General features: G+C 71.1%; 12 protein-coding genes and 2 pseudogenes. 1 reads left to right on the top strand and 13 read right to left on the bottom strand.

Translation table 11 applies throughout. The annotated features are described in order from the left end of the window. Window positions 1-90: 90 nt before the first annotated feature. The 4 genes from ACWIHY_RS28515 to ACWIHY_RS28500 form a co-directional block, all read right to left on the bottom strand. Entirely contained in the window at window positions 91-1,320 is a 1,230-nt protein-coding gene (locus tag ACWIHY_RS28515) for a Dyp-type peroxidase (protein ID WP_454378650.1), read from the bottom strand. Beyond that, window positions 1,317-2,579 carry a hypothetical protein gene (locus ACWIHY_RS28510; protein ID WP_454378649.1) on the bottom strand — a complete coding sequence of 421 codons (1,263 nt, stop codon included), beginning with the start codon at window positions 2,577-2,579 and terminating at the stop codon, window positions 1,317-1,319. Before ACWIHY_RS28510 ends, ACWIHY_RS28515 begins: the two co-directional genes overlap by 4 nt. Before the next feature lie 202 nt (window positions 2,580-2,781). Beyond that, entirely contained in the window at window positions 2,782-3,195 is a 414-nt protein-coding gene (locus ACWIHY_RS28505) for a hypothetical protein (RefSeq protein ID WP_454378648.1), read from the bottom strand. Between the two features lie 532 nt (window positions 3,196-3,727). After that, entirely contained in the window at window positions 3,728-4,510 is a 783-nt protein-coding gene (locus ACWIHY_RS28500) for an SDR family NAD(P)-dependent oxidoreductase (RefSeq protein ID WP_454378738.1), read from the bottom strand. 180 nt (window positions 4,511-4,690) lie between these two features. Here ACWIHY_RS28500 and ACWIHY_RS28495 point away from each other — a divergent pair, with 180 nt between their 5' ends. Further along, complete coding sequence (locus tag ACWIHY_RS28495; protein ID WP_454378646.1) at window positions 4,691-5,122, top strand: cupin domain-containing protein; 432 nt, start codon at window positions 4,691-4,693, stop codon at window positions 5,120-5,122. A gap of 144 nt (window positions 5,123-5,266) precedes the next feature. Here the strand turns inward: ACWIHY_RS28495 and ACWIHY_RS28490 are convergent, their stop codons facing one another. From ACWIHY_RS28490 to ACWIHY_RS28450, 9 genes and pseudogenes are all read right to left on the bottom strand, one after another. Continuing rightward, window positions 5,267-5,740, bottom strand: a complete 474-nt coding sequence (locus ACWIHY_RS28490) for an ATP-binding protein (RefSeq protein ID WP_454378645.1) — start codon at window positions 5,738-5,740, stop codon at window positions 5,267-5,269. A gap of 257 nt (window positions 5,741-5,997) precedes the next feature. After that, a pseudogene (locus ACWIHY_RS28485) lies at window positions 5,998-6,180 on the bottom strand (GlsB/YeaQ/YmgE family stress response membrane protein); the annotation flags it as partial. 79 nt (window positions 6,181-6,259) lie between these two features. Continuing rightward, window positions 6,260-6,598: pseudogene (locus ACWIHY_RS28480) on the bottom strand (helix-turn-helix domain-containing protein). Between the two features lie 568 nt (window positions 6,599-7,166). Next, window positions 7,167-7,499, bottom strand: coding sequence for a hypothetical protein (locus ACWIHY_RS28475; RefSeq protein WP_454378643.1), 333 nt, complete (start codon window positions 7,497-7,499; stop codon window positions 7,167-7,169). Between the two features lie 598 nt (window positions 7,500-8,097). Then, complete coding sequence (locus tag ACWIHY_RS28470) at window positions 8,098-9,576, bottom strand: MFS transporter (protein ID WP_454378642.1); 1,479 nt, start codon at window positions 9,574-9,576, stop codon at window positions 8,098-8,100. A 293-nt stretch (window positions 9,577-9,869) separates the two neighbouring features. Next, a complete protein-coding gene (locus ACWIHY_RS28465; RefSeq protein ID WP_454378640.1) occupies window positions 9,870-10,358 on the bottom strand; it encodes a hypothetical protein in 489 nt (162 codons plus the stop codon). 117 nt (window positions 10,359-10,475) lie between these two features. Beyond that, window positions 10,476-11,207: a Crp/Fnr family transcriptional regulator gene (locus tag ACWIHY_RS28460; RefSeq protein ID WP_454378638.1), complete on the bottom strand. Its 732-nt coding sequence runs from the start codon at window positions 11,205-11,207 to the stop codon at window positions 10,476-10,478. A gap of 88 nt (window positions 11,208-11,295) precedes the next feature. After that, window positions 11,296-13,209 carry a caspase family protein gene (locus ACWIHY_RS28455; RefSeq protein WP_454378636.1) on the bottom strand — a complete coding sequence of 638 codons (1,914 nt, stop codon included), beginning with the start codon at window positions 13,207-13,209 and terminating at the stop codon, window positions 11,296-11,298. Between the two features lies 1 nt (window position 13,210). Next, window positions 13,211-16,798 (bottom strand): CHAT domain-containing protein, encoded by a 3,588-nt coding sequence (locus ACWIHY_RS28450; protein WP_454378635.1) that lies wholly within the window; start codon window positions 16,796-16,798, stop codon window positions 13,211-13,213. Window positions 16,799-16,994 lie beyond the last annotated feature (196 nt).

The raw sequence follows: 16,994 nt of genomic DNA, 5'->3' as shown, positions 1-16,994 counted from the left end.
GGACCCAGCCGGGCGAAGGCCAGCGGCGGCTAGAGCCACATCTTCTCGATCACCGTGCGTCTCCGTTTCCATCGGGGAGAGAGGGTGTGTTCACCCGAGGACCTCGGCTCCCGGATAGGGAGCGGCGTCCCGCACCGGCGGGACGAAATAGATGCCACCGGCCCGTACGGTCAGCAGCCGGCCTGCCGGACCGTTCTCGCCGGGCTGCCCGCCGAAGTTGACGCCGCCCAGCCAGCCGCGCTGGGTCAGGACGCGCAGCACCCGGTCGGGGTGGTCCTGGAAGCTGATGAAGTTCAGGCCGACGCGGAAGCCTGGCGCGGCGGCAACGGGTTGGAAGAACTCGTAGCCCTGTCGGAACATCCGCAGCGAGCCAGCCAGTTCGGGGGCATCGCCGCCGCTCAGGTTGGCCCGGCGGACGTGGGCGGCGAGCAGCACGGGGTCGTCGGTGGGGCCCGGCTCGATGAAGTCCTCATTGCCGGGCTGGGTGACCTCGGTGGTCCCGGACACCGGGCAGCCGGCGGCCGGTACGGGCCGCCCCTCGGCGTCCGTGCCGGTGAGCGGGGCGCCGGTGAGCTTGTCCCGGCCGACCAGCAACTCCTGCTGGGCACGCGGCAGATGGTGCCATTGACCGAGATCGACAGCGAGCCGGAGGAAGACGAGGTAGGTACCTCCGACGGTCCAGGTGTCGGAGCCAGCCTCGGCGTCGCCGATGGAGATGACCCCTTCCCGCTCACCGCTCTCCAGGTTGGACACGCCGTCGTGGAAGCCGATCCAACTGCGCAGATCGTCGCGCTGGAAACCGGTGTGGATGCCTGCGATCTCCAGCGCCGCCATCCCGGTGCGGCTGTCCCTTATGCCGCCGAGCAGCTTCCACAGTTCCACGACCGCGCGGGACACCGCGAGCTGAGTCCCCGCGGTGAGCTGGAGGCAGAACTCCTCAGTAGCGTCATTACGGACGAGGTCCGAGGCATACGGAAGGCCCGCGCCGACGAGTACGGGGCCGCCGCCGGTGGGCAGCGGGGAGCGGAAGCGAAAGCGCCGACCGAGCGCGGCGGGGCAGGTGACGCGGGCGCCGGGGATGTCAAAGGCCTTGGGTCCGAAGCCGAGGAGAAACTCCAGGTCGCCGGTCGGGACCGGGTGGCCGGGCAGCTCGCCGACGCGCCCTTCGGCGAGGCCGCCCAACATCCCGGTCACCTCGCGCAGCGCGCCGTCCACCGCGGCGGAGTCCAACGCGGGGTCGGCGCGCAGGAACACAAGCGCGAGATGCCCGGGCGGACGGCGCCCGGGGCCGTGGTAGATCCCGTCCTGAAGGGTGCTCATCGGCGGCCGCGTCGACCGGCGGGCGGGGCGGGCTGCCCGGCCGCGGCCTCGAACGCCTCCTTCAGCGGCCGTACGACGTCGCTGCACACGCCCGCGTCGCGGCAGCGGATCGGGCCGGACGGATCGGGCAGGACCACGAAGTCACCCTGCGGGACCTCCTTGGGTGCGCCGAGCGCGGCGAGCGGGCCCACCTGGACATGGCGCACGACCTGGTAGCCGCCGGTGAGCGGGTCTTCCGACTCGCCCTCGACCACGGTGATGTCGCCGAGAAAATGCGGGTCCGCGTCCCCCGGGCCGAACTCCAACCGCTGGTGGAGGCCTTGGCGACCGCGGCTGAGCCGGATCCACGGATCAGGGACCGGCCCGCCCTCGAACTGGAAGACCTCGGAGGTGAACGCGTGGATGTACATGCCGATGGGGTCGGCGAAGGACACGGTCCGCCCGTCGAAGGCGGCGCCCGCCGCGGCCATCGCGGCGGCCGGGTCGGCGTTGCGGCAGGCCAGTGCGGCGAGAAGGGGGTCCTGGCGGAAAATCTGGTCGCGTCCGGCCGCTTCCAGCGCGCCGGTGCTGGTGCGGCGCGCGTAGGGCTTGGAGCCGAACATCACGATGTAGAGGAGGTCGTCGAGCCCGTTGATGGGGTGGGCCATGAAAAGGGCGTTGACGGTGTTGAGGGAGCCCTCGGGATCGGCCGGGACACCGGCTGCCTGGAGGTCGGGGTGTCCTCCGTGGCCGGTCATCTGCCGGGCGAACGCCACCCGGCGCTGTGCAGGGCTGAGCACCTTCGGGTTGGCGACCGCGGGACCGTAGAGCTCCTCCCAGCGGGGAGGTTCGCCGCCGAGCGTGTCGGTGAGGATGTCGCGCAGCAGGTCCGGGTCGTCCTCGGCGATCACCTGGTAGTACTCGGGCAGTTCGGTGGTGACCTGGACCCGCTTCGGGCGCAGGTTGCCCTGCCGGTCGGGGGCGGTGACCACCGCGTACTCGCAATACTCGTTGTGGAGCGCGCGCCGTCCGTGGACGCCCCAGTCGGAGAGCTTGCGGGCGGTCGTCTCGTCGAAGCAGAACTCCGGCTCCGCCGGGTTCCCGAACCAGGTGACGGCCACCCGCTGGGCGTCCGGATCGCTGGGTTCGAGCGTGAAGTACGGGCTTCCGTAGAGGGGTTCGAGGCGTTTGAACTCATTCTCGACCACCTGGTTCCAGCGGTCGAGGACACCGGGAGTCAGCTCGTCGGCGAATCCGGGGGCGGAGAACGATGAGGGCATGTCAGCTCCTCCCGGCGGGTCGCGGGACCCGCAGGCGACGTAGGGCACAAACAAGATCGTTACCTATACGTATCAAATAGCACATTTTGCGTCACCGTAGGCGCGCCCGGGCGACGTCGCTGTGACTGAGCGCGACATCTGGTCTGGCAGGACAACTTCGATGCACAGGACCTGCTGGCTCGCCCGTGGCGCGCAAACCTGGTTACCACCGGGCGCGCAGTACACCGTCGCTGTCTGGGAGGGCAGCACAGAGCAGTGGGCGGTGTTCGGCGAGGGACAGAGGCAGGGCACAGGCGGCTCGGGCATCGGCCACGTGGACGGTGAGCTCTTGATAGTCGGTGTCGTCGACGATCGCGTGGCTGATCGTCCCGTCCTGCGCTTCCCAGACGAACTGGATGGCCTCCTCCTGGGGCAACGCGGCGAGGACGGCGCCGACGTTCGGGGTCAGGTCGGGCCAGACGGTCAGCAAGGCGCGCGGGCCGAGACCGGCGCGCACTGTGTTGAGGTTCTTCGGCGCGATTCGGTGCCAGCGTGCGGCGCCGCGGACGTAGCTTTCCTCGAGGAGCAGCACATGCCGTGAGGCCAGCGCGGCGTGCACGCGTATGCGTGTTCGCATCCGTCTTCTGTCCCCCCGCCACCCCCCACAACCGCACCGCACTGCGGCTCTCCCTGCACTGCGACCTCACCGACCAGGACGTCGACCGCATCATCCACGCCGCCGAAGCCGTCCGCCCCCTGTGCACCACACCCCGCTCACCCACCAGCCTGACCGCCCGGCCGTGGGCGGATGGCCGACGGCATCACCGGCGACCACCCCGACCAGTAGCCGTCTCACCGTGGTGACACCCACGGGGCCGCGATAGTAGGAGCTTGGCTGTCTCCTCCGCAGGAGCCGTCGACGCGGAAGCGTCCGCACGCCTGGCACGAAGTGGCGTCGCAGGGCTTGCCGCAGCGGGGGCAGTAGCTTTCCCCGCTGTAGCTGCACTTCCGGAAACCGAGGCCGGGCGGGACGTCTGCCCGTGCCAGCCCGAGGAAAGGACACGTCATGACACCACCCCAGGCAACACACACCTGCATCGGCATGCCGGCCGCACGGGCTGTCAGTGCGGTCCGAACTTCACCTGCGGCTGCCAGTCGGGCGGACCTTGTCAGTGCGGCGGAGGCTGCGGCTGAACCACTCGCGTGACGCCGCCTCTGACCGGTCGTTGAGCAGCACGGTCAAGCGAAGTGCACACACCGGCCCCCGGGAGGTCATGGCAGATTCCCGGGGTCTCGTGCTGCCCGCGCCTGCCTCTCGGCCGGCGGCCCAGCTGCCGCAGCAGGTCCCAGCACCGCACCGGGCCGCCAGCCCCGCACCGCCGGGCCCGCCCTGGCGGTCGTGCGACGCCACCTGGCGGGTGAGACGAGGAATTCATCGCGCTCAGGGCGTGCTTGCTCGCGCTGTACCAGCCGCCCATCGGCCACGGCACCCGCCCCAAGCCGGAGGACACGTTAACGATCCGCCCGCTACCCCGCCGGCGCATCCCCGGCAGCGCGAGCCGGCAGATCCGCATGGCTCCCAGAAGATTCACTTCCAGCAGGTGACGCGCCTGCTCATCACTGACATCCTCCACCGAGCCGGCCTGTGGCACACCGGCGTTGTTGACCACCACCCACACGCCACCGCCCGTCATCTCCTCCACCCGGGCCATCGCCTCCCGGCAGGAGACCGTATCCGCCACGTCCAGCACCACCGTCCGCAACCCCAGCCCCCGCCCTGCCGCAGCCACGACCAGGGCATCCGCCTTGTCCTGGCTGCGGGCAGTACCGATCACATCCCAGCCCAAGCCCGCCAACCGCAACGCCGTCGCGGCACCGATCCCGCCCGTCGCCCCCGTGACCACCACACTGCGCCCCGCGCAGCGGTCGGCCGAAGGGCCCGTCAAAGCCATCACGCCTGCCTTCGAAATCCTTGTCGGCCGAGCGCCCTGCGCGCCACCGCACTCGTGCTCAACGAACCGGACAGCGGTGCGGATACGACCGGCACGAGGACCCTCAAGGCCGCGATCCTGTGCCTGAGAACTCTGGCGGGAACTGATCGAACGCCGCGGAGGGGCTGTTGTACTGCGCGTATGGCAGATCAGAAGCAGTGCACGGTGGTCCGGACCGGACAGTACGAAGGCCTCCAGGGCGGCACGTTCGGCGCGGGCATCAGCGCACAGTCGGCAGGAGCGGAGCGGCTGTGTCTCCACCGTCTGGTGATGCCGGCCGGGACCCGCGGCCGTCCTCACCTGCACGAGGGACACGAGTCGGCCATCTTCATCCAGTCCGGCCAGGTCGAGGTTTGGCACGGAGAGGACCTGGCCGAGCATGTGGCGCTGCGGGCGGGCGACTACATCCACATCCCCGCCGACACCCCCCACATGCCGGTCAACACCGGCGACCAGGACATGGTCTGCCTGGTCGCCCGCACCGACCCCGACGAACAGGAAGGCGTCCGGCTCCTGGACCTGCCGACGTGGCTGGAATCCCGAGTAGGTCCGCTGCCTGTCGGGGCCGGCTGAACACCCGCCAACGCCGCGGGATCGGAAGCAGCCCAAAGCTCAGCACGAGCAAGACAGCCGCCCCCGCCGCAGGGGTGGTTGGGCGGCCCGGTGCTACTGGCGCCAGAGCCCTCTCGTCACCGGGCCTCGCCCGCGCGGAGATCGTCACCGCTGGCGGCCGGCGGCGTCCCCGCCCGGGTCGTCGGCCAGCACGATGGCCGTGGAGATCCGCTTGCCCACGAGCTCGCGGTGCACCGCGAAGCTCTGACCGACCGCCATGACGATCTCCAGCCCGTGCTGACCGATCCGGGTCGGGTCAGGCGCGAGGACCGCCGGCGGCGTCGGGTTGCTGTCCCACACGGACACCTCCACAGCGCCGCCATCGACCTCCAGCGTCAGCACGCACGGGCCGGGGGCGTACTTGCGGGCATTGGTCACCAGCTCGCTGACCACAAGCTGCACCACGCCCATCGCGCGCCCGGACACCGGTAGCCCGTGCACGGCCTGAACATCGGTGAGAAAACTACGGGCCAGATCACGGGCAGCGGCGATGTCCTCGCTGCCCTCGAACGCACCGGACACCGAGATGACGTCGACCAGCAACGACTGGCTGTCCTCACCGCCCACTGTCTGCCTCATGCCGACCCGCCTCCCCCAAGCGCCCAGTCACGCCGCAACCCGTCTACCCCCGAACACTCACCTCACACGTACGCGGGTCAGACAGAAGGGCGGCGACTGGGCCTGCTTGTCTCCAGCCGGCACCGCCGCCGCAGCTTGACGCAGCCGTAGGCAGGTGTTCCTTCACCCGGTGTCGACGCGGGCCTGAAGCTCGCAGCAGCGGAACGGCTCCACCCTCCGAGAGGGGGAGCCGTTCCGCTGGGGTAGGACTTTGTCGCTCAGGCATGGCTGTGGTGGCGCTTGTTACCGGTGACCAGACGGTAGACGACAAGGAGGATGACGGAGCCGATGATGGCGGCGATCCAGGTAGAGAGGTCGAAGAAGCCATCGATGGAGTCGACGCCGAAGATGACCTTGCCGAGAGTGAGGTGCGGGCGGCCCGGGACCTGACCCGCGATGCCCGGAACGCTGTGCGTCCCGGGCCGAGGATGCGGGCGTCAGCCGCGAAGGCCTGGCCCAAGTTTGCGGGTCTCGGTCGTCTCAGGCCGCGGCCGTAGGGTTGGCCACTTCGGCGGTGCGGCGGTGTTCGGCGTTGATGCGCTGGGCTTCTTCGAGCTGGTCTTCGAGGATGACGATGCGGCAGGCGGCGTCGATGGGGGTGCCCTAGTCGACGAGTTCCCGGGCGCGGGCGGCGATGCGCAGCTGGTAGCGGGAGTAGCGGCGGTGTCCGCCGGCGGAGCGGAGCGGGGTGATGAGGCGGGCTTCGCCGATGGCGCGGAGGAAGTTCGGGGTGGTGCCGAGCATGTCGGCGGCACGGCCCATGGTGTAGGCGGGGTAATCGTCGTCGTCGAGACGGCCGTAGGAGTCGTCTGCTGTCATTGCACCTCTCTGTGGAACGCGTTGAGGGGCCCTGGCGCCATATGGCACCAGGGCCCCGAAGGAACTGCTACACCATCTACCGGCCCTGGTACTGCGCCGGCCCTCTGTGTCCGCAGACCCGACCGAGATGCTGTCGGGGGTGCGGGGATCGCGGTTGCTTGACCGGAGACCACCTCACTATCGGATGTCCTGCGGTACCCGGGCTCAACGACTTCCACCCGGGCGATCCTGATGGTGCCTCGTTCCTCCGTTCTTTCCTCTGCACACCAAACTGGGTACTGTGTACTGCTGGTGATGCGACCTGCTCGATGGCCTGCGATAGCGCCACCCCTTCGGCAGCCAGCCCCGTCGCCCCTCTTGCGCCTGCTCTGGCTTGGAACCCCACTGCCGCCGTGACGCCCTGGTGGTCGTTGTTCCGCCGACGCGGGTGCGCATATCCGTCCCCCACGGACCCGCGTTGTGGGAGGCCCTGCCACCCCTCAGGGCCCTCACCCCCATACCGGCCGGCACAGCGGCGTCGGCGAATGCCTCCGGTTCCCCCTTTTGGCAGGGCGGGCCGATCCGAAGGTCAGGCTGGCCAAAGCTCCGAGACGGGGAGTACCGACCAGTCCCATGCGCCGTTGGTATCCGTGTCGGCGAGGAGCACCAGGTCCTCCTCGCTCACGCGGGCCCGCCCGCGGGCCACGGCGAGCTTGGCCAGGTAGGCAAGGTGGAAGTCCTCGGGGAGGTCTCTGCCGCCCTGGGTGGCCCGGTGAACCAGGACCACGGTGTCGTCCGAGCCGACGCGGGCCGCGACAAGCTCCTCGGCGGACGTGCTGAGGTAGGTGATGGCGTCGGAACGGATCAGACGGCTTTTTTCCGGCTCGCTGTGACTTGGACTCAGCACCCAGACGTCGGCCATGGTCCCCTCCCGAGGGGTCAGCGGTGATCATCAGGACCATCCTTGCTCACCCGCTGAGGAATCGTCTGACATCGGGCGGTTGTGTCAGTCGTCGTCGCTGGCCAGTGCCAGGGCTGCTTGCCCACGGTTCTCGCGGAGCCCCTCTCCCATAGCGCCATTCGCTGCCCCGTTGGTCCCCACGGCCGGCACCCCACCCTCATGCCCGTTTTAGGCTGGATCTCCCCACCGCTGGAGGCCCGCCACGCCACGCCCCATCTGGAGTGGAGCCATCTCATTCGGGCTGGTCACTTCTCTGAACCATCCCGATGTGTGGTGGACGCGGGCCGAGCACCGTTCGGGGGCAGCGGACAGAGTTCCTGCAGAGGCTCGGGATCAGGTGCTGGCAAGGCGTCGTTCGAGCGGGGTGCGGAAGCTGGGGCGGATGCGGGTGTCGCCGAAGTAGGAGGTCGGCTGTTTGGTCTCGTGGTGATTGTCGTGCGGCCGGGGCCTGCGCTCCTCCCGCAACCCCGACGACGCCGAAGACACCGAGGACGGAGGGGTCGAGGAAGGGTGAGGGCCCAGGTCCCGGCTGACGTCGTGGCCGGGACCTGGGGGTGGCTCAGTCGGCCTGGCTGTTGGCCTCCTTGGGCAGGCAGAACATCAGGGTCCACATCAGGGCGAGGATGCTGCCGACCCACCACAGGACGGTGATGAACGCGTCGCGGTTGAGTCCGGCGTCGGGTGAGCCGTCGGTGGTGGCGAAGAACACCAGGGCGGTCAGCGCGGTACCGAGGGCGATGCCCAGGTGCATGGCGGTGTTGAACAGGCCCGAGGCGGACCCGGCGTCCTCGTGCGGGACCCTGGCGAGGGACATGTCGGCGAGCGGGCCGCCGACCATGCCGAGGCCGAAGCCGATCAGTACCACCGGGGCGGTCATCGCCAGCAGGGTCAGGTCTGCCTGACCTGCGTCGGCCTGGAGTCCGTAGGCGGCCATCGCAGCGAGTGTGATGAGGGCTCCCGCCTGGGGAAGGCGGCGGGCGAAGCGCCCGCTGCTCTTCGCCCCGATTGTCGCGCCGGCCAGCTCTCCGACGGAGAGCAGTACGAAGGCCAGGGCCGCGTGGAAGGGGCTCATGCCGAGTCCGCGCTGGAGGTAGAGGGTCCAGGTCATGAAGAACAGCCCGCACAGAAGGCCGTGCATCAGCTGCGCGGCCATGCCGCCGGAGAACTGCCTGCCCCGGAAGTGGGACAGGGGTACGAGCGGGGCGTTGTCCTGCTTGCGCTGCTGGTGGCGCAGGAAGACGCCCAGCACGAGAAGTCCTGCACCAAGCAGGGCGAAGCACCACAGCGGCCAGTGATGGATGTGCCCCTCGGTGAGCGGGAAGACGATCAGGACGATGGCCAGTGCGGACAACGCCATGCCGGTCAGGTCGGGCCGGTCGGGCTTCCCGGCGGTCGACTCGGGGATGAACCGGCGTCCCAGGATGATCACGGCGAGACCGACGGGCACGTTGATCAGGAAGATCGGCCGCCAGGACAGCCCGAACAGGTCGGCTTCGGTGAGCAGGCCGCCCATGACCGGGCCCAGGACGTTGGCGAGGGAGAGGGCGGCCCCGTACAGACCGAACGCTTTGCTGCGGTTCTTCCCCTCAAAGGTGACATGGAGGGTGGCCAGGACCTGCGGGATCATCAGGGCCACTCCCACGCCTTGGAGCATGCGGGCGCCGATCAGCACGCCCGGCCCGGCAGCGAGGCCACACAGAAGCGAGGCCGCGGTGAACACGACGGTGCCGATGAGGAGGATCCTGCGCCGGCCGTAGAGGTCGCCGAGGCGCCCGCCGGTGATCAGCCCGATGGCGACGGGCAGTGAATAGCCGGTGGTCAGCCACTGCAACGCGGCCGGCCCGGCGCCGGTCGATTCCTGGATCGCGGGCAGGGCGGTCAGCACGACCGACTGGTCGAGGATGTCAATGAGTTCGGCGGTCAGCAGCACCAAGAGGGCGATCCGGGCCGCCAGGGCCATTTTCGGGTGGTGAGGTGCTGGGTGGTTTGGGGGCTGGGTGGTGTGCTGCGGCTCGTTGTCGAGCGCGGAGGAAGACACGACGGGAAACTCCTGATCCAAAGGAATCGGGGAGCCCCTCCGACAGCCGCACCGGGGCCGGAAAGCACGAAACCCGGGGCAGACTGCAGAGCTGCACCCGGGAAAGACAAAAAGAGGGGAGGGTGACGCAACTCAGGCCAGCGCGACGTCCGCCCCCGGACACGTGCGACAACTCAGCACGTGGGGAACACGGACGACTACATGGCCTGGTTAATAGGACGTCACCTCAAGATCGACACAGAAGGAACAGGAAATCCGGTCACTGCCGCCGACACCTCGGCACAGGAACCGGTTCACCATACGACACCCACGGTCCCCGCCGCACACCAGATAGCGGGCCCACCCTCGGCGGGACGGCCCCTTCTCGGACCAAGATCGACGGACGGCCCGCGAGGCGTGAGCCGGACGACGGCCTGCGCCCAGCGCCCCTCGGGACGCAGCGCACCGCTTCGTCCCGGTGCCCGGAAGACCCATTGGAGCCGGTCCTTGCCGAGCCCGAACGCGGCGACCTCCGCCCCGTCGGCCGCGGTGCTGCCGGGTGCCGGGTGCCGGGTCACGGCGTGCGGACCGTCGTCGAGCGGGACGGCGAGGGTCGCCTCCCGGTAGTCGCGGCCGCCCGGCAGCTCCTCGAGGTCGAAGGGGAAGCAGAGCAGGACGTCGCGCGGCGCCGCGCGCCCCGCCGCCGTGACGCCGTCGGTGACCGGGGGCAGGGCGTAGCCCAGGGGGCGCCCCAGGGAAGCGCCCGCGACCCTGTCGCGTACGAGGTCTCCTCCTTTGGGCACCGCAGCGTCGCTGCGAACAGGTCGATGGTGGCAAGTACGTCGTCCTGTGCCCCGTCCCGTGCATCGTCCTGTCCCATGGTCCTGGCTCCCCTCGCTCCCCCTCTTGCGCGGCTGTCGTCAGTCGTCGTCCGTCCCGGTCAGCAGGGCGGCCTGGTGCAGTCCGTCCAGTGAGAGGACGGTCAGCCGGCTGTAGCCGACCTGGATGACACCCTTCTCGGCCAGTTCGCCGAGGACGTGGTGTACGCGGCGTTCCCTGGCGCCGACCAGCCCGGCGATCTCCGCCTGGGTCAGCCGTGGCCCGATCAGGACGCCGCCGCCCTGCGGCCGCCCGTAGTCCTCGACGAGGTCGAGGAGGACCCGGGCCACCCGGGTGGCGACCGGGCAGCTGCCGAAGTCGCCCCGGCGCCGCACCGACCAGCGGTTCTTGCGCACCAGCATCCGGCTCACCGCCAGAGCGGCCGCGGGATACCGGTCCAGGCAGCGGAGGAAGTCCTGCTGCCCGATGCGCCGGGCGGTGACCGCGCCCGCCGCGGTAACGCTGGCCGACCGCGGCCCGTTGTCGAACGCGGCGAACTCCCCCACGAGTTCACCGCCGAGCCGGACGGCCAGCAGCGCCGTGTCGCCGTTCTCCGAGAGGGCCGTGACCTTGGTGACGCCGGTCACCAGCAGCAGGACGAACGTCTCCTCCCGCCCCTCGGCCAGAAGGATCTCGCCGGGGGCGTACGCGCGGGGCGTCCCCAGGGAGAGCAGGTCCTTTGCGGCCTCCCCGGAGCCGGCGAGCTCCGCCAGGAGCGTGCCGTGCGGCCAGTGGTCCTCGGGGTCCGGGCCTTTGGCGTGTTTCTCCGGCATCGCGGAACCTTCCCGGCCTTACCGGCACCTCTCGGCAGCTGTGACGTACGGCATCGTAATGCCCTGCCGAGCGCCGACATCCGCGTATTCATGCGCCGGCCTCCCGGGGGTACGGCACGGCGTCGGCGCGCACCGTGTGAACGCGGTAGCGAAACTCCTCTCCCCCTTCCATGACTTGGTCCCTGAATGCCCCCCACACCTCCTGCAACAGCGGCATCAGGGCGGGGTCGGCGGTGTCCGCGTTCCGGCGCGGCCCGACCGACGTGAGAACGTTCAGGTCCATCCGGCGGTCGCCGACGAGGACGTGGACGGTCTCGGGGCGCGGGCCGAGGCGCGGGACGTCCTGGGGCCATGTGATTCTGATCGGGGCCGTCGTGCGGGTGCTGCGGTGCGGCGCGCCGTGGGGTTCGAGGCGGTAGCCGCTGGGCTGGTCGTTGGTCACCAGAGCGGTCCTGCCGCTCAGTCCGACGCCGACCACCCAGAAGTACCGCGGCTCACCCGACTGATTGGTCACGGTGACGCGGTAGCGGTCCCTGTCGTACAGCCACTCCCCCACCGCGTCCAGGCGGCGCCAGATGCCGCTGTGGGCCGGGACCTCGATCTCGAAGCGGACCTCCACATCGGCGGCCGGCAGGGCCCCGTCCTCCGGGTCGCGCAAGGCGCGCACCCGGTCGCCCCGCGCCAAGTCCTCCAGCAGTCCGGTGATCCGGGAGACCTGCGACGAGGTGGCCTCCAGGGGCTCCCGGAACGGCAGGTTGTCGTGGTTCAGCACGGTGGCGGTGCCGTTGTGGAGGAGTACGGTGGCGAAGGGCTGCCCGTCGTGGGTCTCGGCCAGCCGGGGGCAGTCGGCGAGTTGTCGGCGCAGTGCGTCGGCGAGTGTGCCGTCGCCCTCGACGCGCACCAGTCGGCGGTCGTGGACGCGCAGCGGCAGCGCGTACGTGCCCGGTGGCAGTTCCGCCGTGAACAGCCCGGCAGGCAGGGGTGCTTCGCCAGTGGCTGCATCGGCCTCCGCCGTTGTACGCAGCACTGCGTCGCCGCCCTCCATGGTGTCCACGGTGGCCTGCACCGTCGCGTCCTCACCTTCGGCCGGCTCGCGGTCCGTAAGCCCGCGCCAGGGGTCGTCGTGCGGGAACACCATGCGCACGGTGTCGTTTCGGTCGAGGCCGAAGACGGCACCTCCGGGGACGACGAACCGGCCGTCCCTGCGGATCAGGGGCATACGTTCCGGCTCCGAGCGCTCCTCGAGCGAGAAGGGCAGCCGGCCGGAGGGCCCGCCGGCGTCCGGCCACTGCGGCATGTGCTGCTGCTTGACGCGGTCGCGCAGGCGGGCGATCAGTACTGACCAGGGCACCTGACGCGCGGCGGGTGTGTCGAGCACGTCGGCCAGTGCGGCGGTGAAGACCCCCTGGCGGCCGGCGGCCGGGCGGACCTCGGCCTCGTACGCCGAGCCGTGCTGCTGGCACGCCGTCAGCCGGACGACTTCAGGGACCAGCGGGGCGTTCCGGCGGGCGAGGGCGGCGGCCCGGGCGAGCCCGTCGTCGTGCGCGACCTTGGGCGGGCTCACCGACTTGAGCCGCCACCGGCCCGACTCGTGGGCGGGGTCCCGTACCGCTCCGCCGGAGTGGCAGCAGTCGAGCACGCACGTGACGTTGGGCGTGATGCGGGTGAGCACACGGACCATGGCGGTGAGTTCAGCAGCCAGAAAACCCCGGAAATCGGTGGGTGTGCTCTGTTCGATGTCGTCGGGCACCAGATACTGCAGATCCCCCCGCAGCGAGCCGTGTCCCGAGAAGTACACGACGACTCCGTCGCCGTGCCGGGTGTCGCGGCACAGCTGCCGCAGCGCCTGTGAGATGCCCGCGTAGGAAGCTTCCTTCTCGACGTGGGCACGGATGTCGGTGAAGCCGTGCTTCCCCAGCACGCTGTGCATGACTTCGACATCGGTGTGCACGCCCGTCAGGTTGAACGTCTGAGCGCCGATCAGCACCGCGCGCAGCGTCATGTCATACCCCCACATGAATGAAGGGCGCCCAGTGGTACGGGTGCCGGTCGTCTGCCTCCGTGGAGCGCAGCTGTTCACTGTCCCTGGTCCCGGACCAGGACCTGGACCGGGACGCGGGGCCCGGACGCACCCCGGCCCGGTCGGTGAGCGCACGGAACTCCTCGTCCCGTTCGGCGGCCGACAGGCCCCGCACCTCCAGCTGAGCCTTCGCCAGTGCCGTACCGACGGAGTCCGTCGGGTCGTCCGAGAGACGGCGGTAGGTTCGGGTGATCACCAGGCACCCGGTGCTGTCACGGACGGGCCAGAGCGAGACCACGGCGTGCCGCGCCCCGGTGATCAGCGCCGCCCGGGTCAGCCCGAGGACGTCGCCGCCGGCGGTGGCGGTACCGCGTCCGGTGTCGCAGGCGGACAGGGTGAGCAACTGCGGGGCATGAGCGGCGGTGAGCAGGTCGGCGAGACCGAAGTCGTCGTCCCCGGCGAGCTGAAGCCGGCTGCGATGGGGCGCGAGGTCGTCGACGAGCCCGTGGGTGGCGAAGTGGAGCAGCTCGCAGCCGCGCGCCGCCTCCAGCACCTCCTCGCGGGTGGCCGCGGGCCCGGTCAGCAGTCGGTGGCGGGGCAGCAGCCCGGCGATCTCCACGGTTTCGGCGGCGGTGCCCGGCAGGGCCGCCAGCCCGTGGCGGGGAGCGATGGCGGGGGCGCCCACCAGCAGCGCGTCGAGCTGTGACCAGGGTCGCTCCGGTGGCTGCTCGTGGAGCCGGGTGACGAGGGAAGCGGCGGGGAGGTACGACAACTCATGGCCGGCACCGAGGACGTCGCCGTTCCAGGGGAGCGCGTGGAACGGCAGGAGCGCGAGTCCGGCGGGCGGGACCACGATCACCCGCCGCCGGTCGCGGAGCAGCCGACGGAAGGGCTCCAGCAGCAGTGCGGCCAGCTCCTGGCCGTCCGCTTCGCCGTCGCCTCCGGCGTCCCTCCCGGCGCACCAGGCATGGAACCGGCGGGCGCTCGCTACCGTACCGTGGGCCCACCGGGCGTGGCGCCGCGGGCGCAGCGTCTCACGGGTCATGGCCCAGCCGACGAGGTCGTCGTCGTGAAGGTGGTACGTGAGGAGGAGGGCGTCCGGGGGCAGCGCGGCGGCCACGGCGGCGGCGTCCGGCGGCTCGGTGTGCGACGCGGCGAACGCGGCGGGGGCGAGCCGGCGTACCTCCGACTCGGCCGCGTCCAGGCCCCGTTCCACCTCGTCGATCCGCCGTCTCCGCTCGTGTGCCGGCGCGGTGACCGCGCTGCGGCGGATGGCCGCCGCCTCGGTCTCGAACTGCGCGGACCAGCGGATTTCGGCGGCGAGCCAGTTCCTGACCGCGGCGCGCGCCGCCCCGTCGTCACCCGCGGCGTCGAGGGCACGCACGGCATCGAGGAAGCCGGAGCGGGTGCGCTCGGCCCGGTCGAAGGAGGCGGCGGCCGCGTCGGATCCGCCGCCTTCCAGCAAGGACAGCACCGCGGCGTGGTGGAGGCCGGCCACCACCGGATCGTCGGCGGACGAGGCGCGCAGCGCGTCGCGCGACAGCCTGACACGGCGCTCTTCGTACGTCGCCAGCCCCCGCAGGGCGTGGCCGGCCGCCCGGTCGTACACGCGCCGCCCCAGCTCCAAGTCCGCGTGGAGCGCGGGCAGTTCCCACGGCTGCGCGGGGCCGGGGCCGTCCACGCCGATCCGCTCCACATGGGGCGCGGCGCGCTCGGGCTCGCCCACACTCAGCCACAGGGCGGTCGCCTGGATCGCGGAGAGGTGCTCCTCGATCGCCGCCACTTCGGCCCTGGCCGCGTCCGTGTCGCGCAGGTCGAGACGGGCGGAGCAGCGTACGAGCCCCGCGAACAGCGGGTCCGTGATCCGTTCAGCCTCCCGCAGGGTCTGGTGGGCGTGGAGGTCGGCCTCCGCGTCGAGTCCCGCCGAACGGGCGCGCCGGGAGCGGAACCGGGTCTCCTGGGCGCGGGAGGTGAGGAGGCCGGACTCCAGCATGCCGAGCGCGGCCCGTACCGCGTCCCTGACGGCCGAATCCGGATCCGAGGTGGCCAGAAGACTCTCCGCGACCTCGATCGCCAGCTCGGTCGACGAGCGTGTGGCAGCGACCAGATCCGGGTCCTGCAGGACGGTCGCCTGATCGTTCAGGACCGTGGCGCACCGGACGACGCTCAGGCACTCGCCAAGTTCGGGCGGCTCGCCCCGGTCGGTTCGCTGCCGGATGCGGTCGAGGTGCTCCTGCTGTTCCGTGCCGGTGAGCACGAACGCGGCGAGGCGGTGGCCGGCCCGCTGGTACGTGCCTGCCGCGGCCCCGGCCGTCAGGTGTCGGCGGGTGCCCGCGGGTTCGGCGGTGAGGCGGTTCGCCAGCAGGCCGGCGCGCTTGCTCTTGATGATCTCGCCCTGCGCACTCCAGTGCCGCGCACGGTCCTCGGCGATGTGGCGCAGCCCCCGGAGCCACGACGTGCTTCCGTCCGTCGTGGCCCAGTTCACGACCTGCTCGGCGGCCTCGGACTCGCCCTCCCCCGCCTCCTCCGCCTCGATGAGGCCGAGCCCTCGGTGGACGCGGAGCAGCGCCGCGCACGCGCCGTCGCCGCCCGCGAGCGCCAATTCGAGGGCCTGGTCCAGGAGTTCGTGTACGTGCGTGTGCCGGCCGGCAAGCCGATGCGTGTGTGCGAGGCGCAGCAGCGCCGCCGCCCGGCCGCGCGAGGATCCCGCCGCACCGTATGACGCTGCGGCTCGCTCGTAGTGGCCGGCCGCCACCGACAGCGCGTCGGGGTCCGGCGGGGTGGGTGCGACGGCGCAGTGTTCGGCCGCTCCGGGGGCGCCGAGCTCCCAGTCGCCGGTGAGGAGCGCGGCGAAGCCCGCGGCGGCGGGGCTGCCGGTGGCGTACTGGTCCGCGTGCCGCAGCAGGAGCGTCGCCGCCGCCCGGTTGCCCGCCCGTACGCGAAGGTCGGCCGCGAGCAGCAGGTGATAGGCGGTGGCGTCCGCGTGACCGAGGTCCATGAGCTCCTCGTACAACCCGTCGAACCACTCCAGCGGCTGCAGCACATCGTCGGCCAACTCCCGCTCGGTCCACGGTGTGTGCGCCCCGTACCGGAGGGTGCGGGACCGGGCAGCGACCGAGGTCGTGGCGTGGCCGAGCGTCATACGAGCGGAGAGCAGGACGACGCCGACCTGTCCGGCCAGGTGTGCGCAGAGCCGGACCGGCGGGTTCGTGATCGATGCGACGACGGCCTCCATCCCGGAGCCGGCGTCGGTCAGCGCGCGGACGGCTTCCTGCCGGAGGGGGACGGGCGCTGCGCCGGGGTGCCAGTTGTGTTCCATGGCGAGGGCAGCGGTCCGCAAAGCCTTTTCCAGGTGAGCGTGATCGGGCGTAGCGGGTGTGGAGCGCCCCAGGACGGCGACGGCCCGTTTGGGTTCGCCGGCCGCGAGCGCCGCCGCGGGCACGAGCCAGCTGCCCCACGTGCTGTCCTGGGTGCCTGGTTCCCCGGAGAGGTACGGCGCCGGGTCGGTGCCCCTCTGTTCGGTCAGCAGCAGTCCGATCAGACGCTCCTGGGCTTCGTCGGTGTTGGCCACGCCGTCCCCCTGTCCCGCAGTATGAGCCGGGACTTTGATACCGCACCACTCCCGTGGCCGATTCCGCAATACGACGGGTTGTCCGCCGCCGGGCGATGGCATGTTGCAGACCCGATCCGGAGTCATGTGCAGGTGGGGGCGAGCGCCATGGAGCGGCTGTCGCAGCAAGTCAGGAGGGATGCGCCGCTCGTGCGGC

The organism is Streptomyces sp. NPDC055287, from assembly GCF_053646035.1.
Note: the sequence above shows the minus strand (reverse complement) of the source record. Positions and strands in the feature narration are given on the sequence as shown.